The sequence below is a fragment of the Arthrobacter sp. 05T45 genome (genome assembly GCF_056395875.1).
Map to the genome: position 1 here is coordinate 83,004 of NZ_JBFTKI010000012.1, position 24,886 is coordinate 107,889.

24 protein-coding genes are annotated in these 24,886 nt (G+C 68.0%); 1 reads left to right on the forward strand and 23 read right to left on the reverse strand.

Annotated elements, in window-relative coordinates:
• Window positions 1-11: 11 nt before the first annotated feature.
• The 11 genes from AC1DGD_RS13170 to pyrR form a co-directional block, all read right to left on the reverse strand.
• Window positions 12-1,340, reverse strand: a complete 1,329-nt coding sequence (locus tag AC1DGD_RS13170) for a bifunctional phosphopantothenoylcysteine decarboxylase/phosphopantothenate synthase (protein ID WP_476857074.1) — start codon at window positions 1,338-1,340, stop codon at window positions 12-14.
• Window positions 1,341-1,392: 52 nt separating this feature from the next.
• A complete protein-coding gene (gene rpoZ / locus AC1DGD_RS13175) occupies window positions 1,393-1,653 on the reverse strand; it encodes a DNA-directed RNA polymerase subunit omega (RefSeq protein ID WP_018773134.1) in 261 nt (86 codons plus the stop codon).
• A gap of 39 nt (window positions 1,654-1,692) precedes the next feature.
• A complete protein-coding gene (gene gmk / locus AC1DGD_RS13180; RefSeq protein ID WP_028276459.1) occupies window positions 1,693-2,265 on the reverse strand; it encodes a guanylate kinase in 573 nt (190 codons plus the stop codon).
• Between the two features lie 40 nt (window positions 2,266-2,305).
• Window positions 2,306-2,623: an integration host factor, actinobacterial type gene (gene mihF / locus AC1DGD_RS13185; protein ID WP_223916673.1), complete on the reverse strand. Its 318-nt coding sequence runs from the start codon at window positions 2,621-2,623 to the stop codon at window positions 2,306-2,308.
• Between the two features lie 189 nt (window positions 2,624-2,812).
• Window positions 2,813-3,679: an orotidine-5'-phosphate decarboxylase gene (pyrF, locus tag AC1DGD_RS13190; RefSeq protein WP_476849295.1), complete on the reverse strand. Its 867-nt coding sequence runs from the start codon at window positions 3,677-3,679 to the stop codon at window positions 2,813-2,815.
• On the reverse strand, window positions 3,672-6,971 hold the full coding sequence (carB, locus tag AC1DGD_RS13195; RefSeq protein WP_459384934.1) for a carbamoyl-phosphate synthase large subunit: 3,300 nt from the start codon (window positions 6,969-6,971) through the stop codon (window positions 3,672-3,674). Before carB ends, pyrF begins: the two co-directional genes overlap by 8 nt.
• Window positions 6,971-8,230 (reverse strand): glutamine-hydrolyzing carbamoyl-phosphate synthase small subunit, encoded by a 1,260-nt coding sequence (gene carA, locus AC1DGD_RS13200; RefSeq protein WP_476857075.1) that lies wholly within the window; start codon window positions 8,228-8,230, stop codon window positions 6,971-6,973. Before carA ends, carB begins: the two co-directional genes overlap by 1 nt.
• A gap of 37 nt (window positions 8,231-8,267) precedes the next feature.
• Entirely contained in the window at window positions 8,268-8,789 is a 522-nt protein-coding gene (locus AC1DGD_RS13205) for a PH-like domain-containing protein (protein WP_476857076.1), read from the reverse strand.
• Window positions 8,786-10,174, reverse strand: a complete 1,389-nt coding sequence (locus AC1DGD_RS13210) for a dihydroorotase (protein WP_476857077.1) — start codon at window positions 10,172-10,174, stop codon at window positions 8,786-8,788. The genes AC1DGD_RS13205 and AC1DGD_RS13210 overlap by 4 nt, the downstream gene beginning before the upstream one ends.
• Entirely contained in the window at window positions 10,174-11,244 is a 1,071-nt protein-coding gene (locus AC1DGD_RS13215) for an aspartate carbamoyltransferase catalytic subunit (protein WP_476849298.1), read from the reverse strand. Before AC1DGD_RS13215 ends, AC1DGD_RS13210 begins: the two co-directional genes overlap by 1 nt.
• Window positions 11,241-11,867 carry a bifunctional pyr operon transcriptional regulator/uracil phosphoribosyltransferase PyrR gene (gene pyrR, locus AC1DGD_RS13220; RefSeq protein ID WP_476857078.1) on the reverse strand — a complete coding sequence of 209 codons (627 nt, stop codon included), beginning with the start codon at window positions 11,865-11,867 and terminating at the stop codon, window positions 11,241-11,243. The genes AC1DGD_RS13215 and pyrR overlap by 4 nt, the downstream gene beginning before the upstream one ends.
• Before the next feature lie 136 nt (window positions 11,868-12,003).
• Between pyrR and AC1DGD_RS13225 the strand changes: the two genes are divergently transcribed.
• The gene (locus tag AC1DGD_RS13225; protein WP_476857079.1) at window positions 12,004-13,278 is read left to right on the forward strand and encodes a PrsW family intramembrane metalloprotease; all 1,275 of its coding nucleotides are present in this window, start codon (window positions 12,004-12,006) and stop codon (window positions 13,276-13,278) included.
• 103 nt (window positions 13,279-13,381) lie between these two features.
• Here AC1DGD_RS13225 and nusB read toward each other — a convergent pair whose 3' ends face one another.
• The 12 genes from nusB to AC1DGD_RS13285 all read right to left on the reverse strand — a co-directional run bounded on the left by nusB (window position 13,382) and on the right by AC1DGD_RS13285 (window position 24,735).
• On the reverse strand, window positions 13,382-13,792 hold the full coding sequence (gene nusB / locus AC1DGD_RS13230; protein ID WP_018773145.1) for a transcription antitermination factor NusB: 411 nt from the start codon (window positions 13,790-13,792) through the stop codon (window positions 13,382-13,384).
• Window positions 13,792-14,355 (reverse strand): elongation factor P, encoded by a 564-nt coding sequence (gene efp / locus AC1DGD_RS13235; protein WP_018773146.1) that lies wholly within the window; start codon window positions 14,353-14,355, stop codon window positions 13,792-13,794. Before efp ends, nusB begins: the two co-directional genes overlap by 1 nt.
• 155 nt (window positions 14,356-14,510) lie before the next feature.
• Complete coding sequence (locus AC1DGD_RS13240; RefSeq protein WP_476857080.1) at window positions 14,511-15,029, reverse strand: tetratricopeptide repeat protein; 519 nt, start codon at window positions 15,027-15,029, stop codon at window positions 14,511-14,513.
• Complete coding sequence (gene aroB, locus AC1DGD_RS13245) at window positions 15,029-16,120, reverse strand: 3-dehydroquinate synthase (RefSeq protein WP_079554549.1); 1,092 nt, start codon at window positions 16,118-16,120, stop codon at window positions 15,029-15,031. Before aroB ends, AC1DGD_RS13240 begins: the two co-directional genes overlap by 1 nt.
• Complete coding sequence (locus tag AC1DGD_RS13250; protein ID WP_476857081.1) at window positions 16,120-16,674, reverse strand: shikimate kinase; 555 nt, start codon at window positions 16,672-16,674, stop codon at window positions 16,120-16,122. The genes aroB and AC1DGD_RS13250 overlap by 1 nt, the downstream gene beginning before the upstream one ends.
• A gap of 65 nt (window positions 16,675-16,739) precedes the next feature.
• On the reverse strand, window positions 16,740-17,939 hold the full coding sequence (gene aroC, locus AC1DGD_RS13255) for a chorismate synthase (RefSeq protein ID WP_026266381.1): 1,200 nt from the start codon (window positions 17,937-17,939) through the stop codon (window positions 16,740-16,742).
• Between the two features lie 26 nt (window positions 17,940-17,965).
• Entirely contained in the window at window positions 17,966-18,865 is a 900-nt protein-coding gene (locus AC1DGD_RS13260) for a shikimate dehydrogenase (RefSeq protein ID WP_476857082.1), read from the reverse strand.
• Window positions 18,862-20,628: an endolytic transglycosylase MltG gene (gene mltG / locus AC1DGD_RS13265; RefSeq protein WP_476857083.1), complete on the reverse strand. Its 1,767-nt coding sequence runs from the start codon at window positions 20,626-20,628 to the stop codon at window positions 18,862-18,864. The genes AC1DGD_RS13260 and mltG overlap by 4 nt, the downstream gene beginning before the upstream one ends.
• Window positions 20,625-21,209 (reverse strand): Holliday junction resolvase RuvX, encoded by a 585-nt coding sequence (gene ruvX / locus AC1DGD_RS13270; protein WP_223916695.1) that lies wholly within the window; start codon window positions 21,207-21,209, stop codon window positions 20,625-20,627. Before ruvX ends, mltG begins: the two co-directional genes overlap by 4 nt.
• Before the next feature lie 10 nt (window positions 21,210-21,219).
• Window positions 21,220-23,898, reverse strand: coding sequence for an alanine--tRNA ligase (alaS, locus tag AC1DGD_RS13275; protein WP_476857084.1), 2,679 nt, complete (start codon window positions 23,896-23,898; stop codon window positions 21,220-21,222).
• A gap of 175 nt (window positions 23,899-24,073) precedes the next feature.
• Complete coding sequence (locus tag AC1DGD_RS13280) at window positions 24,074-24,340, reverse strand: DUF6167 family protein (RefSeq protein WP_253906754.1); 267 nt, start codon at window positions 24,338-24,340, stop codon at window positions 24,074-24,076.
• 20 nt (window positions 24,341-24,360) lie between these two features.
• Window positions 24,361-24,735: a DUF948 domain-containing protein gene (locus tag AC1DGD_RS13285; RefSeq protein ID WP_018773156.1), complete on the reverse strand. Its 375-nt coding sequence runs from the start codon at window positions 24,733-24,735 to the stop codon at window positions 24,361-24,363.
• Between the last annotated feature and the right edge of the window lie 151 nt (window positions 24,736-24,886).

Here is a 24,886-nt window from a genome sequence, read left to right on the forward strand (position 1 = left end):
GTTACGCCGGGCTACGCCGGCGGTACAGCCCGGCTCAGCTCGGCGCTGATCCGGTCGATCACGGCAGCCGCGACGTCGGATTTGGAACCCGACGCCTCTTGGGGTTCGGAGCCGTCACGGGAAAGGATGACTACTGTGTTCGTGTCCTCGCCAAAGACCAAGTCCCGGCCCACCTGGTTGACGACCAGCAGGTCGCAGGCTTTCCGGTGCAGCTTGGCCCGGGCATAGTCCAGGACATCGCCGCCGGCATCGCCCGTCTCGGCGGCGAAGCCGACGATCAGCTGATTCCGGGACGCGGCGTCGCGGACCTCGACGAGTTCGCGCAGGATGTCGGGGTTGCGCACCAGGTTGATCACGGGATCGGCGACGTCGTCGCGCTTCTTGATCTTGGTCCCGGCGACGTCCGCCGGCCGGAAGTCCGCGACCGCGGCGGCCATGATGACGACGTCGGAGTCGGCGGCCGCGTGCAGCGCCGCCTCCCGCAGTTCCAGGGCCGTTTCGACCTGGACGATTTCGACGCCGGCGGGCGCCGGGACCTCCATGTGGGCGGCCAGCAACCGGACGCGGGCTCCGGCGTCGCGGGCCGCGGCGGCCAGGGCCACGCCCTGCTTGCCGGAGGAGCGGTTGCCGAGGAACCGCACGGGGTCCAGCGGTTCCCGGGTGCCGCCGGCACTGATGGTCACCGTCAGTCCGGCCAACGGCGTAACCGCCGACTGCGCCGCTGCAGGCACGGCGGCCAGGGCAGTGGCCACGTCCGGGTCAACGGCCGGCATCGCCGCGGAAGTTGCGGAAGCGTTGGCGGCGGCCGCTTCGGCGCCGGCGAGGGCCATGGCGGCGGTGAAGATCGCCTCCGGCTCGGGCAGGCGGCCGGGACCGGAGTCGGCGCCGGTCAGCCGCCCGCTCGCGGGTTCCAGCACGGTGACGCCGCGGCTGCGCAGGATTTCGACGTTGGCCTCGGTGGCGGGGTGTTGCCACATTTCGGTGTGCATGGCCGGGGCCATGAGCACCGGGCAGTCGCCGGCCATCAGCAGGGTGTTGGTGAGGAGGTCATCGGCCTGGCCGGTGGCCGCGCGGGCCAGGAGATCGGCCGTGGCCGGGGCCACGACGATCAGTTCGGCCTCGTGGCCGAGCCGGACATGGTTGACCGTGTGGACGGCGTCGAACACGCTGTTGCTCACCGGGTGCCCGGACAGGGCCTCCCACGTGGCGACGCCGACGAAGCGGGTGGCCGCCTCGGTGGGGATGACCGTGACGTCATGCCCGGCTTCAGTAAAAAGCCGGAGGAGCGATGCCACCTTGTAGGCGGCAATCCCTCCCCCGACTCCGAGGACTATGCGCACGTGATCTCCGTCAGCAGGCAGTCTGTTTACTTGGTTCTTCCCGCGGGGGGAATTACTCTGCGGTTTCGATCGGCGTGGAGACGAGCTTGCCTTCGTTGATCTCGCGCAGGGCGATCGACAGGGACTTCTCGTTCAGCTTGGTGTCGACCAGCGGGCCAACGTACTCAAACAGGCCCTCATGCAGCTGGGCATAGTACGCGTTGATCTGGCGTGCGCGCTTGGCACCAAAAATCACCAGTCCGTACTTCGAGTCGGCGGCCTTCAGCAGCTCGTCGATCGGCGGGTTGATGATGCCTTCAAGGTTCGTGGACACGAATTCTCCAAATTCTAACGGGCCGGTACGTCCCGGCGCCTAGCGCGGGTTCGGGGTCAGCCCCATGAGTGAAACAAGCTCGTCCGCTGCCCGACGAACGTCATCATTGATGACGGTGTGGTCGAACTCCGGTTCAGCGGCAAGTTCTAGTTTAGCGGTTTCCAGCCTCTGCTGCTGTTCTTCGGCGCTTTCCGTGCCGCGGCCGACCAGCCGGCGGACCATTTCGTCCCAGCTCGGGGGCGCCAGGAACACAAACTGGGCATCCGGGACGGCCTGCTTGACCTGCCGGGCGCCCTGCAGATCGATCTCCAGCAGCACCGAACGGCCCTCGGCAATGGCGGCGTCAACCGTGCTGCGCAGCGTGCCGTAGCGGTTCCGGCCGTGGACGACGGCCCACTCGAGCAATTCGCCGTTTTCGACCAGGGAATCGAATTCCTCGGCCGATTTGAAGAAGTAGTGGATCCCGTCCTGCTCCCCCGGCCTCGGCGGGCGCGTGGTGGCCGACACGGAGAGCCAGACGCCGGGGTAGTTGTCCCGGATGTAGGTGGACACGGTGCCTTTGCCAACAGCCGTCGGGCCGGCGAGGACTGTCAGTCCCGGTTTCTTGCTCACATATTCCTTTGGGCGGTGGTGGGCAGCTCGGCGGACCGGGCTACTTGTCGTCAATAAAATCTACCAGCGCCCGGCGCTGGTGGATTCCCAGGCCGCGGACCCGTCGGGATTGTGCGATGCCGAGCTGGTCCATGATGGCCGCCGCCCGGACCCGGCCGATCCCGGGCAGGGCCTCGAGCAGCTCCACGATTCTCATGCGGGCAATGGCGTCGTCGGATTCGGCGGCACTGATGACATTGGCGATGGTCAGCTCGCCCGTCTTGAGTCGCTCCTTTGCCTCGGCCCTGGTGGCCCTTGCGGCAGCGGCCTTGCGAAGGGCGTCGGAACGCTCCTGAGGAGTGAGTGGTCTCAAACTCACGGAAGGCCTCCCTGCATGGCGGGACGGGGCACTCATGCCCTTGCCCCGAACCTACCGTCAGGCGGCGGCAGAAATCAATGGAAATCTGCGCGCCGGCCAGTTCGGGAACGGGAAAAGCACAATCCCGCACGGGACAGCCCCCGGCCCGGGTCCGGCAGCTCCGGTCCCGGGCCGGCGAGGCGGCTGCAGCTAAGCCGCGAGGAGTCCGTCGAGGGTGCGCCGCGCGGCATCCCGGAGGGACTGCAGCTGCGGTCCGGCGCCGAGAATCTCCCGGCTCGACGTGCCCAGAACCTGGGGATAGGCCGCACCGAACGTGCGGCGCAGGTCCGCGGCCGTGGCGCCCTGAGCGCCCAGCCCGGGGGCCAGGATGGGCCCACGGACCGCCGCCAGATCGATATCAAGTGCGGCGAGGGCCGAGCCCACCGTGGCACCGACCACCAGGCCCACGGAACCGAGCGAACCGTCATAGCGCTGGTTCTCCACCGCGGCCGCTTCCGTGATCCGCCGCGCGACGGAATCGGCCCCGCCGACGTGCTGGACCGAGGCGCCCTCCGGGTTCGAGGTCAGCGCGAGGACGAACACCCCGCGGCCGGTCCCGGCCGCCAGGTCCAGGGCGGGCCGGAGCGACTCAAAGCCCAGGTACGGGCTCAACGTCACCGAATCCGCGGCCAGGGCCGAGCCGTCCCGCAGCCAGGCATCCGCGTAGGCGGCCATGGTTGAGCCGATGTCGCCGCGTTTGGCGTCCGCGATGGTCAGCACGGACGCTTCCGCCGCCGCGGCCAGGGTGCGTTCGAGCACGGCGATTCCAGCCGATCCGTGACGCTCGTACAGGGCCACCTGCGGTTTCACCGCGGCGGCGAGGGAGCCCACGGCCTCCAGCACGGTCAGCGAGAAGCGTTCCAGCCCGGCGGCGTCGTCAGTGAGCCCCCAGCGCTGCAGCAGCGCCGGGTGCGGGTCGATGCCGACGCACAGCGGGCCGCGGTCCGCCATGGCCCGCCCCAGCCGGGAGCCGAAGGTCTCCCGGCCGGCCGCCGGGGCGGTAGATGCCTCAGGCATCCTGGAGCGCCTTCAGGTTCGCGGCGTGTTCCTGCAGGCTCGTGACCGACCATTCGTAGGTGCGCAGCGCCTCGATGGCCTGGACGGCCGCGTTGAACTCGGCCACGGTGGTGATGCACGGGATCCCGATCGAGGTCGCGGCGGCACGGAGTTCGTAGCCGTCGCTGCGGGCCTCGCCGCCGGAGGGTGTGTTGAATACCATGTCGATCTCGCCGGCGATGATGAGGTCGGCGATGGTGCCTTCGCCTTCAGCGCTGGAGCCTTCGGCGACCTTCCGGACCGGGGTGGCCTGGATCCCGTTGCGGCGGAGCACGTCGGCTGTGCCGCCGGTGGAGACGATCTCGAAGCCGAGGTCCGAGAGCCGCTTGACGCCCATGATGACCGAGCGCTTGTCCCGGTTGGCCACCGAGACGAAGATCTTGCCCTCGGTGGGCAGGGCGTTGTTCGCGGCCGCCTGGCTCTTGGCGAAGGCCGTGTCGAAGTGCTTGTCGATGCCCATGACCTCGCCCGTGGAGCGCATTTCCGGGCCGAGCAGGGAGTCGACCACCTTGCCCTCCGGGGTGCGGAAGCGGCTGAACGGCAGCACGGCTTCCTTGACCGAGACCGGCGCGTCCAGCGGCAGGGTGGAGCCGTCGCCGCTCTCCGGCAGCATCTTGTAGGCGCTGCGGAGCTGGTTAATGGTGACGCCGGTGCCGATCAGGGCAGCGGCTTTCGCCATCTGGACACCCGTGGCCTTGGAGACGAACGGGACGGTGCGGGACGCGCGCGGATTGGCTTCGAGGACGTAGAGCACGTCGGAGGCCAGGGCGAACTGGATGTTGATCAGGCCGCGGACGCCCACGCCCTCGGCGATCGCCAAGGTGGCGGTCCGCACCCGTTCCAGCACGTTGCCGCCCAGGGTGATGGGCGGCAGGACGCAGGCCGAGTCGCCGGAGTGGATGCCGGCCTCCTCGATGTGTTCCATGATGCCGCCGAGGTACATCTCCGTGCCGTCGTAGAGGGCATCGACGTCAATCTCGACGGCGTCCTCGAGGAAGCGGTCGATCAGCACCGGGTGGTCGGGGGTGATCTCGGTGGCGTTGGCGATGTAGCGGGAGAGGTTGGGCTCGTCGTAGACGATCTCCATGCCGCGTCCGCCGAGGACGTAGGAGGGCCGGACCAGGACCGGGTAGCCGATCTCGTCGGCGATCTTCTTGGCGTCCTCGAAGGACACGGCGGTGCCGTTCTTCGGCGAGACGAGCCCGGCCTTGTCGAGGACGCGGGAGAAGGCGCCGCGGTGTTCGGCCAGGTCGATGGCCTCCGGCGAGGTGCCGAGGATCGGCACGCCGGCGTCGGCGAGCTGCTGGGCGAGCTTGAGCGGGGTCTGGCCACCGAGCTGGACGAAGACGCCCATGACCCCGCCGGTGCGCTCCTCGGCCGCGATGACCTCGAGGACGTCCTCCAGGGTGAGCGGCTCGAAGTAGAGACGGGTGGAGACGTCGTAGTCGGTGGAGACGGTTTCCGGGTTGCAGTTGACCATCACGGTCTCGTAGCCGGCCTTGCGCAGCGCCATCGAGGCGTGCACGCAGGAGTAGTCGAACTCGATGCCCTGGCCGATCCGGTTGGGGCCGGACCCGAGGATGATGATGGACGGCTTGGCGTGCAGCGCAACCTCGTCCTCCTCGTCATAGGAGGAGTAGTGGTACGGGGTGTAGGCGGCGAACTCGGCCGCGCAGGTGTCCACGGTCTTGTAGACGGGACGGATGCCCAGGGCCTGCCGGACCCCGCGGACTACGTCCTCGGAGTTGTGGGTCAGCGCACCGATCTGTTCGTCGGAGAAGCCGTGGCGCTTGGCGCGGGTCAGCATCTCCGGTGTCAGCGCCGCGGCCTGGCGGATTTCGAGCGAGATCTCGTTCAGCAGCTGGAGCTGGTCCAGGTACCAGGGGTCGATCTTGGTCGCCTCGAAGAGCTGTTCCACGGTGGCGCCGCCGAGCATGGCGCGCTGCACCTGGTGCAGGCGCTCGGTGGTGGGACGCTTGGCCTTCTCGATCAGCTCCGCGACTTCCCATTCCGGGACGTGGCTGAAGTCCAGCTGGGAGCCCTTCTGCTCCAGGGAGCGCAAGGCCTTCTGCAGCGCCTCGGTGAAGTTCCGGCCCATGGCCATGGCCTCGCCCACCGACTTCATGGTGGTGGTCAGGGTGGGGTCCGCCGCCGGGAACTTCTCGAACGCGAAGCGCGGGACCTTCACCACCACGTAGTCCAGGGTCGGTTCGAAGGACGCCGGGGTCTTCTGGGTGATGTCGTTCGGGATCTCGTCCAGGGTGTAGCCGAGGGACAGCTTGGTGGCAATCTTGGCGATCGCGAAGCCGGTGGCCTTGGACGCGAGGGCGGAGGAACGGGAGACGCGGGGGTTCATTTCGATCACGACGACGCGGCCGGTGTCCGGCTCGACGGCGAACTGGATGTTGCAGCCGCCGGTGTCGACGCCGACCTCGCGGATGACCGCGATGGAGATGTCGCGCAGCCGCTGGTATTCGCGGTCCGTCAGGGTCAGCGCCGGGGCGACGGTGATCGAGTCGCCGGTGTGCACGCCGACCGGGTCGAAGTTCTCGATGGAGCAGACCACCACGACGTTGTCGTTCTTGTCCCGCATCATCTCGAGCTCGTACTCCTTCCAGCCGAGGATGCTCTCTTCGAGCAGCACCTCGGACGTGGGGCTGTACTGCAGGCCCTGGCCGACAATCCGGCGCAGGTCCCCCTCGTCGTAGGCCAGCCCGGAGCCCAGGCCGCCCATGGTGAAGGAGGGCCGGACGACCATCGGGTAACCGAGGTCACCGGCCGCGGCGAGTGCCTCGTCCATGGTGTGGATGATGTGGCTGCGGGCCGACTCGGCGCCGCAGCGCTCGACGACGCCCTTGAACTTCTCGCGGTCCTCGCCCAGCTCAATCGCGGCGATATTGGCGCCGATCAGCTCGACGTTGTACTTCTCCAGGACGCCGTTCTTGTCCAGCGCGATGGCCGTGTTGAGGGCCGTCTGGCCGCCGAGGGTCGGCAGGAGCGCGTCGGGGCGCTCCTTGGCGATGATTTTCTCCACCACTTCGGGGGTGATCGGTTCGATGTAGGTCGCGTCAGCGAACTCGGGGTCCGTCATGATGGTGGCCGGGTTGGAGTTGACGAGGATGACCCGCAGGCCTTCCTCCTTGAGGACGCGCAGCGCCTGGGTGCCGGAGTAATCGAATTCGGCCGCCTGGCCGATCACGATCGGGCCGGACCCGATGACCATGACGCTCTTGAGGTCAGTTCTCTTGGGCATTACTTCGTGTCCCCAGTCTTGGAATCGGTGGCAGTCTTTGTGCCGGTCTCTGTCTTTGAAGAAGCGTCCGCCATCAGCTCGATGAAGCGGTCGAAGAGGTAGGCGGCGTCGTGCGGGCCGGCGGCCGCTTCGGGGTGGTACTGCACGGAGAAGGCCGGAATGTCGAGGCAGGACAGCCCTTCGACGACGTCGTCGTTGAGGCTCACGTGGCTGACCTCGACCCGGCCGAAGCGCTCCTCGGGGGCCTGGGTGGCGCCGTTGAGCGGGGCGTCGACGGCGAAGCCGTGGTTCTGCGAAGTGATTTCGACCTTGCCGGTGCGGCGGTCCATCACGGGCTGGTTCAGGCCGCGGTGGCCGTAGCGGAGCTTGTAGGTGCCGAACCCGAGAGCCCGGCCGAGGATCTGGTTGCCGAAGCAGATGCCGAAGTACGGGATCTTCTCATCGAGCACGGAGCGCAGCAGCGCCACCTGGTTGTCCGCGGTGGCGGGGTCGCCGGGGCCGTTGGACATGAAGAAGCCGTCCGGGTTGACGGCCTGGACGTCGGCGAGGGTTGCCGTGGCGGGCAGCACGTGCACCCGGACCCCGCGCTCGGCGAACCGTACGGGGGTCATGCGCTTGATGCCCAAATCGATGGCGGCAATGCTGAACCGCGGCTCGCCGTCCCAGCCGAAGTCCTTGGGCTCCACCGTGTAGGCGGCGTCCACGCTGACTTCCTCGGCGAGCCGTGAGCCTTCCATCGGCGCGCTGGCCAGGACAGCGTCGACGAGTTCCTTGTCCGTGGCGCGGGCGGCGTCACCGGAGAAGATGCCGGCGCGCATGGTCTTGTGTTCGCGCAGGTGGCGGGTGATGGCGCGGGTGTCGACGCCCTGGATGCCGACGATCCCCTGCTCGACGAGCTCGTCGTCGAGGGGGCGTTCGGAACGCCAGTTGGAGGGCCGGCGCGCGGCGTCTCGGACGATGTAGCCGGCCACCCAGATGCGGCGGGACTCGGCGTCGTCGGTGTTGACGCCGGTGTTGCCAATGTGCGGCGCGGTCTGGACCACGAGCTGGCGGGCGTAGGAGGGGTCGGTGATGGTCTCCTGGTAGCCGGTCATGCCGGTCGCGAAGACTGCCTCGCCGAGGGCCGTTCCAGTGGCGCCGTAGCTGGTGCCGCGGAAAATCCGGCCGTCCTCGAGCACGAGGACCGCGGGGGTGGATGCTGCAGCGGGTGCAGTGGGGTTAGCTGGCACTGATTCTTCTGTCACTGTTTTCTCTGACACTGCTGTTTCTGTCACTTCGTTGGATTCCGTCACGTCGTTACTTTCCACTATCGGCTTCTGCCTGAGGGGCTGCGGAGATCAAATCTTGGAGGGTGGTGAGGAGCACGGCCTTGTCCTCGGCGCGGCGCGTCCTGTAGCCGGTGTCGAGTTCGTGGGAACCGAGCATCCAGCTGAGCACCAGCAGGCCGTCCTTTTCCACGAACTTTCCGGCCATGCCGCTTTCCTGCCGCACACCGGTCAGGCATCCGGTCGGGATGAACACCGGGCCGGCGCCCGCGCGCTCGAACAGCACGCCTTCGGGGTGCACGGAGAGCTTGGCGTTGGTGCGGATGCCCAGATTGTGCACGGCGATCCGGTCCAGCCAGTCGCCGGCGGTGGTGGAGGCGACGTACTGGCCGTCGGCGGCGGCCAGCGGGGCGCCGAGTTCGGCGGGAACCTCGGGGAGGGGCTCGACGTCGGACTGGCGGCGCAGGCGGTTACGCCAGCCGACGGCGATGAGGGCAAGCGCGACGCCAATCAGGACGAGCGTGAAGAGCAGGGAGAGGTCCTTGACACTCACGGGCGGCGGCCCGCCGGTCCTGCGTCGAGCGCTTCGGCCGGCCACCGGTACGGGGTGTTGAGTTTTCCGTCGAGAACGGTCGGGTGGCCCTTGAAGAACGTCGCCACTACCTTTCCCGGCAGTTCCCGGCCGGCAAACGGAGAGTTACGGCCCATGGTTGCCATCTTAGAAGGGTCCACGGTCCAGCGCGCAGCCGGGTCCACGAGTATGACGTTGGCAGGCTCCCCGGCCTCGAGCGGGCGGCCCTGGTCCTGGACCCGGCCGATGGCGGCCGGCGCCGTGGAGGTCACGCGGGCAAAATCCTCCCAGCCCATCAGGCCTGTTTCGATCATGGTGTGCTGGACCACGGAGAGCGCGGTTTCCAGCCCGGTCATGCCCATGGCCGCCTGCGCCCACTCGCATTCCTTGTGTTCGCTCGGGTGCGGGGCGTGGTCGGTGCCGACGACGTCGATCGTGCCGTCGGCCAGGGCGGCCCGGAGGGCCTGGACATCGGCGTCAGTGCGCAGCGGCGGGTTGACCTTGTAGACGGGGTCGTAGCTGCGGGCGAGCTCATCCGTGAGCCAGAGATGGTGCGGGGTGACCTCGGCCGTGACGTTGACGCCGCGGGACTTGGCCCAGCGGATGATCTCCACGGACCCGGCCGTGGAGACGTGGCAGACGTGCAGGCGGGACCCGACATGCTGGGCCAGCAGCACGTCCCGGGCGATGATGCTCTCTTCGGCGACGGCCGGCCAGCCGGCCAGGCCGAGGACGGCCGAGACCTCGCCCTCGTTCATCTGGGCGCCGGCGGTGAGTCGGGGTTCCTGCGCGTGCTGGGCCACGACGCCGTCGAACGCCTTGACGTATTCGAGCGCACGGCGCATCAGCACCGGATCGTGGACGCAGATGCCGTCGTCGGAGAACACGCGGACGTGGGCGCGGGAGTCGGCCATGGCGCCGAGCTCGGCGAGCTGCTCCCCCGCGAGGCCCACGGTGACTGCTCCCACCGGCCGGACGTCCACCCATCCGGCGGTCCGGCCAAGGGTGAGGACTTGCTCCACGACGCCGGCTGTGTCCGCCACCGGGGTGCTGTTGGCCATGGCGTGCACGGCCGTGTAGCCGCCCAGGGCGGCGGCGCGGGTGCCGGTTTCGACGGTTTCGGCGTCTTCGCGGCCGGGTTCGCGCAGGTGGGTGTGGATGTCCACCATGCCCGGGAGCGCGACGAGGCCCGCGGCGTCGATTACTGTTGCGTCCCGCACCCCGGCGCCGTCGGCGTCGAGCTGGCGGCCGCGGGCGGCGATCACGCCGTCCCGGATCAGGAGGTCCTCGGCTGCTCCGCCCAGGATCGAGGCCCCCCGGATGAGGTAGGCGCCGCTGTTGTCTGCGTTCTGGTGCTGATCGGCCATCAGTGGCTCTCCTGGTGGGAATAAGTGAGGTTCGGAATGGCGGCGTGCGCCGCGGACGCGGCCGCAGAGGCAGAAGCTATGGCAGAAACTGGTGCGGCGGCCGGCTCGCGGTTCTCCCCGGACAGGAGCAGGTACAGTGCCGCCATCCGGACTGAGACGCCGTTGCGCACCTGCGCCAGCACGGTGGAGCGGGGCGAGTCGGCCGCGGCCGCGGAGATTTCCAGCCCGCGGTTCATGGGACCGGGGTGCATGATGATGGTGTCCTTGAGCCCCAGGCTGTCGAGGGCACGGAGCCGGTTGTCGTCGAAGCCCCAGCGCCGCGAGTATTCGCGGGTGGTGGGGAAGAAGGAGGCATTCATCCGTTCGCCCTGGACGCGGAGCATCATCATGGCGTCCACGCCTTGCGCGAGGGTCTCGTCGAGGTCGAAGCTGACGGCGCACGGCCATTTTTCGACGCCGATGGGGAGCAGCGTGGGCGGCGCGACGAGGGTGACCTCGGCGCCGAGGGTGCGCAGCAGCCAGACGTTGGAGCGGGCAACGCGCGAGTGCAGGACGTCACCGGCGATGGCGACGCGCATGCCTTTGAGGTCGGCGCCGGCCGAGGGCGTGCCGGCCAGCTTCGACCAGTGCCGGCGCATCGTGAACGCGTCCAGCAACGCCTGGGTGGGGTGTTCGTGGGTGCCGTCGCCGGCGTTGATGACGGCGGCGTCGATCCAGTCGGTCGCGGCGAGCCGGTGCGGGGCGCCGGAGGCCCAGTGCCGGATGACGACGGCGTCGGCGCCCATCGCGGCGAGCGTCTGGGCGGTGTCCTTCAGCGACTCGCCCTTGGAGACGGACGAGCCCTTCGCGGCGAAGTTGATGACGTCGGCGGAGAGCCGCTTGGCGGCGGCTTCGAAGGAGATCCGGGTGCGGGTGGAGTCCTCGAAGAAGAGGTTGACCACGGTGCGCCCCCGCAGGGCGGGGAGCTTTTTGACCTCGCGCTCCCCCACCGCAGCCATTTCCTCGGCGGTGTCCAGGATGCGGATGGCGTTGTGCAGGCTCAGGTCTTCGGTGGAGAGCAGGTGCCTCATGCGGTGGCCTCGATGACCACTTCATTGACGGGGACGCCGTCGGGGGCGCCGTCTGCTGCCCCGCCTCCGGCAGAATCGGTTTCCTCGAGCCGGACCCGGACCTTCTCCGATGAGGAGGTAGGCAGGTTCTTGCCGACATGGTCGGCGCGGATGGGCAGTTCCCGATGGCCGCGGTCGATCAGCACGGCGAGGCGGACAATCCGCGGCCGGCCGAGGTCGATGATGGCGTCCAGTGCTGCCCGGATGGTGCGCCCGGAATAGAGGACGTCGTCGATCAGCACCACAACTTTGTTGTCGATGCCCGTGCGCGGCAGCTGGGTGGGGTAGGGCGGCCTGGTGGGCTGGTGCGAGAGGTCGTCGCGGAACATCGTGACGTCGAGTTGGCCGACAATGGCCGCGGCGTCCACGGTGGGATCCGCGGCGGCGATCTTGGCGGCGAGGCGGACGGCGAGGGGATAGCCCCGGCGCGGGATGCCCAGCAGGACGAGGTCCTGGGAGCCCTTGTTGGCCTCAAGAATTTCATGGGCGATACGAGTGAGCGCGCGGTCAATGTCAGCCTGGTTGAGGACAACCCGGGTGAGCACCACCTGCGCCGGACCCGGTGCTGAAGGCACGGAAGTCAAAGCTCGTCTCCCCTTTCCCCGCCTCACGGGACGGAATTAAAAAAGGATTATTTGCTCTTTCAAATTACCACAACGGCACCGCTGCCCCGTCGCCGCCGGAATGCGTTTAACCTCACACGGACATAGGCTCGGTTCCATGACGATGAACGGACCGCGGCCGGGGCATGAGCACCCTGGCGGCCCCCGCCAGGGGCCGCTGCCCCGGCAGGCCAACCCGACGTGGCTGGGGCGTGTCCAGCCCGCGAACTACCAGCTGGCCCCTGCCAACGACGGCGGCCAGCTGCAGCCGGCACTGCCTCCCGCCGGGCCGGCGGGAGGCAGCCCGGGCTGGAAGAACGGCCGCGGTTCCGGCGTATTCGGCCTGGTGATGGCCGGCGGATTCCTGGCGGTCCTCTGCCTCTTCCTGGTGGTGCCCTTCCTGCTGGAAAGGACCGGAATCACCGGCTTTGCCATTGGTTTCGTGGCCTCGCTGGTTCCCCTGGGGACCGTATTGCTGACTGTGCGCTTCATCGACCGCTGGGAACCTGAGCCGAAACCCCTGCTGCTTTTCGCATTTGCCTGGGGAGCCGTCGTCTCGATCGCGGTGACGATGCTGATCCAGCCCTATTTCTCACTGGTGGCCGGGCCCGCCTCGGGACTGGACTATAGGACGTTCGCCGTGACGGTCCAGGCGCCGGTGGTGGAGGAATTCGCCAAGTCCCTGGGGCTGCTGTTGCTCGTGCTCTTTGCCCCGAAACACTTCAACGGACCGGTCGACGGTGTGGTGTTCGCCTTCACGATCGCGGCGGGCTTCGCGTTTACCGAGAACATCCTCTACTTCGGCCGCGCCATCGCCGAATCCAGCGATCCCGGCACGGACCTCGCGGTGGTTTTCTTTCTCCGCGGGGTCCTCTCACCCTTCGCCCACGCCATTATCACGGGTACGACCGGTCTGGTGATGGGCTTCGCCGCCGGCCGCGGGAACACCGGGCTGTCCGTGCTGGCGTTCTTCGCCGGCCTCGTCCCCGCGATGCTGTTGCACAGCGCCTGGAACAGCATGGGCCGGGACTTCCTGGGCCGGTACGTGATGGTGCAGGTGCCGATCTTCCTGCTGGCGGTGCTGGTGATCGTGCTGCTGCGGGTGGCTGAGCGCAGGCTCACCCGTCAGCGGCTGACGGAATACGCGGCCGCGGGATGGTTTACCGCGGCCGAGGTCGACATGCTGGCCACAGCCGCCGGCCGCCGTTCCGCGCTTCGCTGGGCCAGGTCCACGGGGCGGGGCGTGCAGATGAAGGCGCTGCTCGATGCCGCCACCCAGCTCGCCCTCACCCGGCAGCGGATTCTCAGCGGCCGGGACGTGCCGGCACACCAGCGCGATGAGCAGCACCAGCTCGCCGGGATCGCCGCGCTCCGGGCCGCCGTCGTCGGTTAGGGACCGTTGGAACCCAGTGGGGCCAGCCCAGCGTGGGCAACCGGGGAAAAGAAAGAACCCCGGCCAGGATGTCCTGGCCGGGGTTCTTCGGGGCGCTGAGAGCTTACGCCAGCAGCGAGGGCTTGAGCTGCTGCAGCCGGCCCAGCAGGCCGTTGATGAACGACGGCGACTCGTCCGTGGAGAGCGTCTTGGCCAAGGCCACGGCCTCGCTGACCGCAACGCCGTCCGGGACGTCGTCGTTGTAGAGCAGTTCCCACGTGCCGATCCGCAGGATGATGCGGTCCACGGAGGGCATGCGCTCCAGGGTCCAGCCCTGCGAATAGGTCTCCAGGAATTCGTCGATGGCTACCTGGTGCGAGACCACGCCTTCGACGATTTCGAGGGTGTAGGGGTTGACGATCTGGTCTGTCTGCTCGCGGCGGGACTTCAGCACGTCGAACGCGGAGGCTGAGCGCTGCTCGGCCTCAAAGAGCACATCGAGGGCCCGGTTCCGGGCCTTACCGCGCGCACTCACTAGTCGTTGACCCGGCCGAGGTAGCTGCCGTCGCGGGTGTCGACCTTGACCTTGGTGTTGTTCTCGACGAACAGCGGCACCTGGATCTCGTACCCGGTTTCGAGGGTGGCGGGCTTGGTGCCGGCCGAGGAGCGGTCGCCCTGCAGGCCCGGCTCGGTGTAGGTGATCTCGAGGACGACGCTCGGGGGCAGCTCGATGTAGAGCGGGTTGCCTTCGTGGATGGCGATGTTGACCATCTGGTTCTCGAGCATGAAGTTGGTGGCGTCGCCGACGGTGGCGGCCGAGACGGTGAGCTGGTCGAAGTCGGAGGTGTCCATGAAGACGAAGTCGGCGCCGTCCTGGTACAGGTACTGGTAGTCGCGGCGGTCCACCGTGGCGGTCTCAATCTTCAGTCCGGCGTTGAAGGTCTTGTCGACGACCTTGCCGGACATCACGTTGCGCATCTTGGTGCGCACGAACGCGCCACCCTTGCCGGGCTTGACGTGCTGGAACTCGATGATGTTCCAAAGCTGGCCCTCGAGCTTAAGGACGGTTCCGTTCTTGATGTCGTTAGTGGTTGCCACTGTATCCTCTTAGTTTCTCTCTGGTTCCATCAGGCCGGTGCTATCGGCCGGACGATCTATGCCGGGCCGGCATGCCAAGCGGGCCGCCAGCGCGTATTTGTCAAAAATCCAAGATCTATTCTACCGGTTCCGGCGGACAGCTGCCTGACGCAGGCTCAGGACTGCTGTTCCAGGACGTCCCTGGCGCGCTGCAACGCAACGGTGGAGGCATAGATGAGGGCCGCGTCGGCGGACCCGGCGACGCGCAGATCCAGCGCCTTGGCGAAGGATTCGACGGCGGCGCCAATGTTCCCGCCGGCGAAGTAGGACCGGCCGAGGTGCTGGCGGACGGCGGCCTCCTCCAGGGTGCCCTGGGTCTCGGCGAGGAGTTGGCGGAACACCTCCACCGCCCGGTCGAACCGGTTCGAGACCCGGAGCACGTCCGCCTCGAAGATCCGCAGCCGGAGCGAGCCGGGGTCCTTGTAGCGGGCCTCGGCGAGGAGCTCGGCGGCTTCGGCCGCGTGCCCTTCTACGAGCCGGACCAGGATCAGGTCCCCGGGGTCTGTCGAGGCCGCCAGGGCCTCGGCCATGATCTCGTCATTGACGATCTGGGGCATCAGGGACTGCGGGTTGATCCGGATCCCGGGAAATCCCGCGTCCGGCCACTCGCTCGTGCCGCCCTTGACCATGTGCATCAGGAGGCAATCTCCTGGTAGGCGGCAAACAGCAGGGACGTGTCCGGAACATCGAGGATGCCGGGCCGGCCAACGCCGTCGAGCACCACGAACCGCAGCAGGTCACCGCGGGATTTCTTGTCCCGGCGCATGCCGTCCAGGAGGGCCTGCCAGCGGTCGCGGCGGTACGTGATGGGAAGCCCGAGGCTTTCCAGGATGCTCCGGTGCCTGTCGGCGTCGGCGTCGCTGAGCCGGCCGACGCTGCGGGCGAGCTCGGCGGCGAACATCATGCCCACGGAGACGGCGGCGCCGTGCCGCCAGGAGTAGCGCTCGGCGAGTTCGATTGCGTGGCCCAGGGTGTGGCCGTAGTTCAGGATCTCGCGCTGGCCGGTTTCCTTCAGGTCCTCGGACACCACCCGGGCTTTGACGCTGATGGCGCGTTCGATCAGTTCGCGCAGGATGTCCGAGCGCGGATCGGAAACCGCGGACGGGTCCTTCTCGATCAGGTCCAGGATGGCCGGGTCGGCGATGAAGCCGCACTTGATGACCTCGGCCATGCCGGAGATGATCTCGTTCTTCGGCAGCGTCTCCAGCGTGTCGAGGTCCGCGAGGACACCGGCCGGCGGGTGGAACGCGCCCACCAGGTTCTTGCCCTCGGCGGTGTTGATGCCGGTCTTGCCGCCGACTGAGGCGTCCACCATGCCCAGCAGGCTCGTGGGCATGTGGATGACCTTCACGCCGCGCAGCCAGGTCGCGGCGACAAAGCCGGCCAGGTCGGTGACGGCGCCGCCGCCGACGGCGACGATGGCATCGGAGCGGGTGAAGTCGTTCTGCCCCAGCACCTGCCAGCAGAACGAGGCGACCTCGATGTGTTTGCCCTCTTCGGCGTCGGGGATTTCTGCGGTCAGCGCGGTGAACCCGGCGGCGGCCAGCTCTTCCCGGACGGTGTCCCCGGTCAACCGCAGCGCACGGGGGTGGATGACCAGGACGCGCTTGACGCGCTCACCCAGCAGGCCCGGCAGGCTTGCCAGGAGGCCGCGGCCCACTACGACGTCGTAGTTCTCACCCGGCGTTTGTCCGGTGACTTTGATGACGGTTGATTCGGTACTCACTATTCAACTTCCTTTGTCGACGCCGGAGTGGGCACCGCCGCGGCCTTAGCCGCGGCGCGCTCCCCCAGCGCATCTTCCAGCCGGTGAGCCAGCTCCGGAACGCTGCCGCGCCGGACATCGAGGACGAGGTCGGCGAGCCGTTCGTAGACCGGCTGCCGGGTGGCGAACAAGGTCCGCCACCGGCCCATGGCGTCGCCGGCCAGGAGCGGCCGGCCCGAATTTCTGGCGATGCGTTCCGCCACAGTCTCGGCGTCGCATTCGAGGTAAACAACGGTACAGCGGCCCAGGAGCTGCTGCGTACCGGAATCAAGGACGGCCCCGCCGCCGAGCGAAATGACGGCGGTGCCGCCCCGTGCCTCTTCGATGGCCTGGGCCACGGCCCGGGCCTCCATTTCGCGGAAGGCGTGCTCGCCACGGCTGGCGAAGATCTCGGCGATCGTCCCGTGCTGGGCCACCACGAGGGCGTCGGTGTCCATGAAGGCGCACCCCAAGTGCTCGGCGAGCTGCTGTCCGATCGCCGATTTGCCCACGGCCATCGGTCCGATCAGGACCACCGGTCCAACGTTATTTGCCGCGGGCGCCGCCGCGGCGGAGGGCCCGTCGGTTTTCCCGGCCGGCACTAGTGGCCGATCGAGTCCAGGGACGCCGGAATGCTGTCCAGGTAACCCTTGATGTTGCGCGCGGTCTCCTGCACGGAGTCACCGCCGAATTTTTCCGCGACCGCTTCGGCGATCACGAGGGCCACCATGGCCTCGGCCACCACGCCGGCGGCCGGCACGGCACAGACGTCGGAGCGCTGGTGGTGGGCCTTGGCGGCCTCCCCTGTGCTGACGTCGACCGTCCTGAGCGCGCGGGGTACGGTGGCGATCGGTTTCATGGCGGCACGGACGCGCAGGACATCGCCGATGCTCATGCCGCCCTCGATCCCGCCTGCGCGGTTGGAGGTACGGATGATCTTGCCGTCCGCGTCCTTGACGATCTCGTCGTGGGCGGCGGAGCCCCGGCGCGCGGCGGTAAGGAAGCCGTCGCCGACTTCAACGCCCTTGATGGCCTGGATGCCCATGAGGGCCGCCGCCAGACGCGAGTCGAGGCGCCGGTCCCAGTGCACGTAGCTGCCGAGTCCCGGCGGGAGGCCGTAGGCAAGCACTTCGACGACGCCGCCGAGGGTCTCGCCTTCCTTGTGCGCGACGTCGACCTCGGCCACCATGGCGTCCGAGGTTTCGCGGTCGAAGCAGCGCAGCGGGTCGGCATCCAAGGCGATCACGTTCCCCGGCACCGGCAGCGGCCGGCCCTCCGGCACGGCGACGCTGGCGATGGATACGGTGTGGGAGACGAGCTCGATGCCGAGCTGCTTGAGGAAGGCCGCGGCGACCGTGCCGAGCGCCACCCTCGTGGCCGTCTCGCGGGCGCTGGCGCGCTCCAGGACCGGGCGGGCCTCGTCGAAGCCGTATTTCTGCATGCCGGTGAAGTCTGCGTGGCCGGGCCGCGGGCGCGTCAGCGGGGCGTTCCGGGCCTGGTCGGCCAGGATTTCGGGCTCCACGGGATCGGAGGACATGATCTGTTCCCACTTGGGCCATTCGGTGTTGCCGACCTGGATGGCGACGGGGCCGCCCTGGGTCAGGCCGTGGCGGACTCCGCCGAGGATCGTGACCACGTCCTGCTCGAATTTCATCCGGGCGCCGCGGCCATAGCCGAGCCGGCGGCGGGCCAGCGCCTCGCTGATGTGGGCGCTGGTGAGTTCCACACCGGCGGGCACGCCTTCAATTATTCCGACCAGTGCCGGGCCATGGGATTCTCCGGCAGTCAACCAACGCAACATACATTCCATCCTGCCATGTCGGGCGGTTAGAACACCCGTCGGGGCGCCCCGACTGCGTCACACATCACATCTGTGACACCGGTAGGGAGGGCCTCGCCCAGCCCGGTGAAGTGCCGTACCTGCTCCACGGCCTGGTAGATCAGCATTTCCAGTCCGGGGACCACCGTGCCGCCGGCTTCCTGCCAGACCGCGGCGATCCGGCTGGGCCATGGATCATAGGCGACGTCCAGGAGGACGCCCGGGCTGCCATGCGGAGGCAGTTCTCCTGGACGTTTCGCCACCAGCTCTTCGGCCAGTGCGTCTGCCGCGCGCGGCGGCAGCGTGGAGATGACGACGTCGGCCGCGGCGACAGCAGCTGCCGCCCCGGCGAGGGGAAGCACCCGGATGGGGACGCCGACGGCGGCGGAGGCTGCGCGGGCCTCTGCCGCACGGCTGACATCGCGGACGAACACTTCGGCGGACACCGACCCCAATTCCTTGAGCGCCGCGATGGCTGCTGCCGCGGTCCCGCCCCCGCCGAGGATCACGGCGGTGGGCGCCGAGGCTGCCCCCGCGTGCCGGAGCGCGTTGACGATCCCGGTGACGTCGGTGTTGTACGCGACCAATCGCGTGTGGCCGGCACTGCCGCCGTCGGATTCGAACGCAACCGTGTTGACGACCCCGAGGGCGCGCCCCACGCCACGGACCTCGTCCACTTCCGCCACCATGGCCGATTTGAGCGGCATGGTGACCGACAGGCCGCGCCAGGAACCCTCAGCGCGCACCTCGTCCCTGACCTGCCTCATGAAATCGGGCAGGGCGGCCTCGGTCACGTCAATGGCGGAGTAGGCGATATCTACGCCCAGGTGGGCGTACGCGGCCCGGTGCAGCGCGGGCGACTTCGAATGGCTGATGGGATGCCCGAGGACGGCCGCCCGCAGCGTCATACGCAGCGTCCCGGGTTGGCCTCGCACCAGGCGTTGTACTGCGCCACGTAGCCGTTGTGTTCCGCCAGCGTCTTGGAGAACTTGGTCTCCTTGGTGTCCAGGTTGATGGTGACCCAGTAGAGGAAGCTGTTGGACTTGGGCTTGGCGGCGGCGTCAATGGCCGTCTTGCCGGGGGAACCGATGGGTCCGGCGGGCAGCCCCTGGTTGGCGTAGGTGTTGTAAGGGTTCGACTTGTCAGCCTTCTGGGCCTCGTCGATGTGGAAGCTGCGGATGCCCAGGCCGTAGGTGACGGTGGCATCGGACTGGATGAGCCCGTTGGTCTCGGTGTTGTTGGGCTTGAGGCGGTTGTAGATGGCGCCGGCGACGTCACCATATTCGGCCTGGCCACCTTCGGCCTGGACGATGCTGGCCACCGTCACGACGTCGTACTGTTTCGCGGGATCGGTAACGCCCTGGGCCTTGAGTTCATCCTGGGTGCTGCCGACGAGCTTCTGCAAAATGTCCTTGGCGGAGGAGCCCAACGGGAAGCGGTACTCCCCCGGCGCCAAGTAGCCCTCGAGGTTCTTGGCTTTGGCCGGGACACCGAACTGTGCGGGCGCATCGCTGAGCGCTTTCAGGTCCTGAACAGGAATCCCGGTGCCCTCGGAAATCGCTTGCAGGGATTCGCCGATCCGCAGCCCGGCGCTGAGCGCAAAGTACATGACCTTGCTCTGGCCCTTGTTGAGCAGGACATCCACGGCATCGGAGTTCTTCATTTCCTGGCGCATCGAGAACGTGCCGGGGTTCAGGGCACCGCCGGAAGCGGTGAACTCCTTGAGGAAGGTGTCCGCGTTGGCCACGACCTTTTTCGACTGAAGTTCGGTGGCCACGGACCGCGTTCCGGCGCCGGGTTCGATCGTGATGGTGACTTCACCGGTTCCGGGGCCGGGGTAGTCGGCCATGGTGTCTCCGCCGAGGAGGGGCTTGAGGAACTGTGCGCCGACGGCGATTGCGACGACGAAGACCGTCAGGGTCAGCACCAGTGCCAGGAAGCGGCGCCTACGGCGGACCTTCTTGGACGGTCCCTTGTCGTAGCGGGCTGCTCCGGCCATCAGCTCCTCGCCCGGGTCGCCGTGGTACTCGGCTTCCGGGTGCGGCTGTGCCTGGGGGTCACCGGAGTTGCCGTAGAGATGGTCGGCCTCGTCGTGGGGGTGCGGAGCGTAGCCATCGTGGACGCCGGCGTCATGGGCAGCCGCATCGTGGCTGGCCGCGTGGCCGAGCCCGCCCGCTGACGCATAGACGACGTCCTCGTGGCCAGCGTCTTCGCGGACGGGCTCGTCGCGGGAAGGTGCCTCGTGGCCTGGTACATCGCGGACAGGGATCAGCTGGGTGAAGTCTTCATGCACCGGCTCTTCACGCACGGCTTCTTCGCGCACCGGCTCTTCGTGCACCGGCTCTTCGTGCACGGGCTCTTCACGTACGGCTTCTTCGCGCACCGGCTCTTCACGCACCGGCCCTTCACGAACGGCTTCTTCGTGCACGGTCGGTGCCGCGTCGGGAAGTTCCGGTGCGGACTGCGGCAGGCTGTCCTCTGCCGGTGCCGGCGTTGGTGCCGGTGCCGGCGTCGGAACGTCCGGTCCCGCCTCAAAAGCCTGCGGCGGGATCACGTTGTGGCCCTGGGTGGCCAGAAGCTTTTCCCGGGCCCGGATTTCTTTGCGCGTCAGCGGTCGGCCGGCGCCACCAAGGGCGTCACCGGAGGAGTCATCACTGTTGACCGGGCTCACTGTAGCCTTCCATGTTCTGAAGAGTGCGTCTGTACTGCCGGGCCGGTCTGTGCGCCGCCTCCGGTCGGCCCCGGCGCAGACTCCGCGTACACGCGGTTTCCGACCTCCGTTCCCCTGGCCTTTTGCATATCAATCGCATGTTGCAGAATACCTGCCGCCGCAACCTGATCAACAACTGTACGGTGATTCCTGCTGCTCATGCCAGCTTCGTGCAGGTTGCGGTGGGCGCTCACGGTGCTGAGCCGTTCGTCAACCAGGCGCACGGGCACCTCGGATCCGGCGTCCTGCAGGGCCAGTACCAGCAGCTGTGCGTACTCGGTCGCCATCCTGGCGGAGGCGTGCTCTTCGCCTTTCATGGTGCGCGGCAGTCCCACGAAAATCTCCACGGCGCCCAGTTCCGCGGCCAGGGCGGCCAGGATTCGCACGTCGGTGTTCTTTTTCACGTTCCGCGCCAGAGTGCGCAGCGGCGTCGCCAGGATTCCGTCGGGGTCGCAGACGGCTACGCCCACACGGACGGTGCCGACGTCCACCCCGAGCTTCACGCCCCGGGGATAGACGCCGGCCACAGCAGCTTCAGACACGTGGGATCCGCTATCGCCTGGTAATGGCGTCCACGACAGCGCCGAGGGCAGCACCGACCTTGGCGGCGTCGGTCCCGCCGCCCTGGGCGACGTCGTCCTTGCCGCCACCACCGCCGCCGAGGATGCCTGCGGCGAGGCGCACCAGGGCACCGGCCTTGACTCCGGCTGCCCGGGCGGCTTCGTTGGTGGCGATCAGGATCACGGGACGGTCGTTGCTGACACCGGCTACCGCGACGGCGGCGGGCTCGGACCCGAGACGCGTCCGCAGGTCCAGGGCCAGGCCGCGCAGGTCGTCCGCGCCGCTGACCTGGCCGGCGTCGTGCGCGATGACCTTGACGCCGGCGGCATCCTGGGCGGTGCCGACCAGCTGGGCTGCGGCGGCCGTGAGCTGCTCCTTGCGCAGCCGCTCGAGTTCCTTCTCGGCCGTCTTGAGCTTGGTCAGGGTGCTGGAAATCCGGTCCGCGAGCAGCCCGGAGGGAACCTTCAGCATTTCCGTGAGCTCGGTGACGAGCGCCCGCTCCGCGGCCAGGTGCCGGAACGCGTCCATGCCCACGAAGGCTTCGACACGGCGGTTTCCTGAGCCGACCGACTGTTCGCCGAGCAGTGACAGGCTGCCGATCAGCGAGGTGTTCTCGACGTGGGTGCCGCCGCAGAGTTCCCGGGACCAGGCGCCGTCGATTTCCACGACGCGGACCTCGTTGCCGTAGTTCTCGCCGAACAGTGCCATGGCGCCGAGCGCCTTGGCCTCGGCGAGCCCCATGATCCTGGTTTCCACCTGGAAGTTGTTGCGGATGGCGATGTTGGAGACTTCCTCGATCTCGGACCGGGTGGCGGCGCTCAGGCCCTCACCCCAGGCGAAGTCGAAGCGCAGGTAGCCGGCCTTGTTGAAGGAGCCGCGCTGCAGGGCCTCCGGGCCGAGGATCTGGTGCAGGGCAGCGTGCACAATGTGCGTGCCGGTGTGGGCCTGCTCAGCGGCGTGGCGGCGTTCCCGGTCCACGGCGGCCTGAACCAGCGAGTCGGCACCGATTTCGCCTTCGCGGACGATTGCCTTGTGGACGCTGAGGCCCTTGACGGGGCGCTGGACATCCAGGACCTCGACGACGAAGCCGTCGCCGGTGATCAGCCCGGTGTCGGCAGCCTGGCCGCCGGCTTCGGCGTAGAACGGCGTCTCGGCCAGGACCAGTTCGATTTCATCGCCGGTCGAGGCCTGGGCGACCTTCCGGCCGCCGGAGAGGATGCCGCGGACCTTGGACTCGCCCTGGAGCTCGGTGTAGCCGGTGAAGACTGTCTCGCCGGCGGACAGCAGCTCCTGGAACGCGCTGAGGTCAGCGTGCGACCCCTTCTTGCCCTTGGCGTCGGCCTGGGCGCGCTGGCGCTGCTCGAGCATGAGCTTGCGGAACTCGGGCTCGTCGACTTTCAGCCCGGCCTCTTCGGCCATTTCCAAGGTGAGGTCGATCGGGAAGCCGTAGGTGTCATGCAGGGCAAAGGCGTCGGCGCCGGAGAGCGGCTGGTTGGCGGCCTTGGATTCCTTGACGGCGTCCTCGAGGCGGGCGGTGCCGGAGGCGATGGTGCGCAGGAACGCCTTCTCTTCGGCGTAGGCAATCCGGCTGATGCGTTCGAAGTCGGTCTCGACGATCGGGTAGACACCCTTCATGGCGTCCCGCGAGGCCGGCAGCAGTTCCGGCAGGCAGGCTTTTTCGACGCCGAGCAGGCGCATGGAGCGGACGGCCCGGCGGATCAGGCGGCGCAGCACGTAGCCGCGGCCCTCGTTGGAGGGGGTCACGCCGTCGGCGATCAGCATGAGGGCCGAGCGGATGTGGTCGGCAACGACGCGCATGCGGACGTCGTCAGTGTGGTGCGGGTCCTCGGCGGACTCCGCGGAGGTGTATTCCCGGCCGGAGAGGGCCGCGGCCCGGTCGATCACGGGGCGGACCTGGTCCGTCTCGTACATGTTCTCGACGTCCTGGAGGATCATCGCGAGGCGCTCCATGCCCAGGCCCGTGTCGATGTTCTTCTTGGGCAGTTCTCCGGTGATGTCGAAATCCACCTTGGAGCGGACGTTGTCGATCTGGTACTGCATGAACACGAGGTTCCAGATCTCGACGTAGCGGTTTTCATCGGCGATGGGGCCGCCCTCGACGCCGTAGGACGGGCCGCGGTCGTAGTAGATCTCCGAGCAGGGACCGGCGGGGCCGGGCTGGCCGGTGGACCAGTAGTTGTCGGACTTGCCCATGCGCTGGATCCGCTCGGCCGGCATGCCGGTGTTCTTCAGCCACAGCTGCTCGGCCTCGTCGTCCTCTTCATAGACGGTGACCCAGAGCCGCTCCGGCGGCAGTCCGTACCCGCCGTCGTCCACGCTGGTGGTCAGGAGCTCCCACGCGAACTTGATGGCGTCTTCCTTGAAGTAGTCGCCAAAGGAGAAGTTGCCGCACATCTGGAAGAACGTGCCGTGGCGGGCGGTTTTGCCCACTTCCTCGATGTCACCGGTCCGGATGCACTTCTGCACACTGGTGGCCCGCTGGTAGGGGGCCTCCTCACGGGCGGTCAGGTACGGGATGAACGGGACCATGCCGGCGACCGTAAACAGCAGGGACGGGTCGCTGGAGACCAGGGAGGCGGAGGGGACGGCGGTGTGCCCCTTGCTGACAAAAAAGTCGATCCAGCGCTTGGTGATCTCCTGCGACTTCATGAGCTGTTTTCTTACCCTTCAATATTCACTGCGTTATGTGGCCCGCGTCTGTGCTGCGCGGGACAAGCTGAGGACCGGCACTGATCCGGGCCCGTCAATCTGGTACCCGTCACCGGGGGCGTCGGCGCGCCGTCACCCCCGGTGACGGGCACCTTACTTACTAATTCTCTCCCGGCTAGCGCCGGACCGCATCCCGGCGGGCGACAGTGCCGCCGGCGGCGAGGTCCGTTGCCGTCTCGATCCCGAGGGCCGTGCGGAGTTCTGACTCCCGCTCGCCCATGCCATCGCGGACCGCATCGGCGAAGTCGAGCAGGCCGTCCGTCAGCCGTCCGACGGCCCGGTTCAGGCCTTCGGGGCCGAGGGCGGACTGCGCTTCGGTGACTTTGCGGAAGGCGATAACGCCGATCGCGACGCCGATTCCCATCCAGATGATTCTGTTCATGTCAGGTGCTCCCGGAGGGTTTAGCGGCTGCGGCGGCCGGTGGCGGGCTTTTTGCGGGTGCTGAAGGCGGAGCGCACGCCGTAGCTGAAGGCTGCCACCTTGATCAGCGGCGAGCCCACGGTGGCGGCCATGAGCGAGGACAGCGCCGAGATGTTGGCGGAGGCGTCCGAGACGTTCGAGGAGATGCCGTCAACCTTCTTCAGCTGCTCGTTGGTGGTGGTCACCGTCGCGGTGACCTCGTCCATGAGCGGGGTGGCGCCGTCGCTGATGGAGCGGATGGTGGTCCGCATTTCGTCGAACACTCCCCCGAGCTTCAGGATCGGCACGGCGAGCAGCAGGACCAGCAGTGCAAACACTCCAGCCGCGATCAGGCCGGCAATATCGCCACCAGACATAGACACTCATCTCCTTGAACTGCAGTGGATACCTGCTTGTTGCGTCGGGTTCCGACGGTTTCGCCGACAGTTAAATCCGGCAAGCCGAACCGGCTCCCGGGGAACTCCCCCAAGTACCTTACATACAAAGAAGCCCGCGGCGCTTGCCACG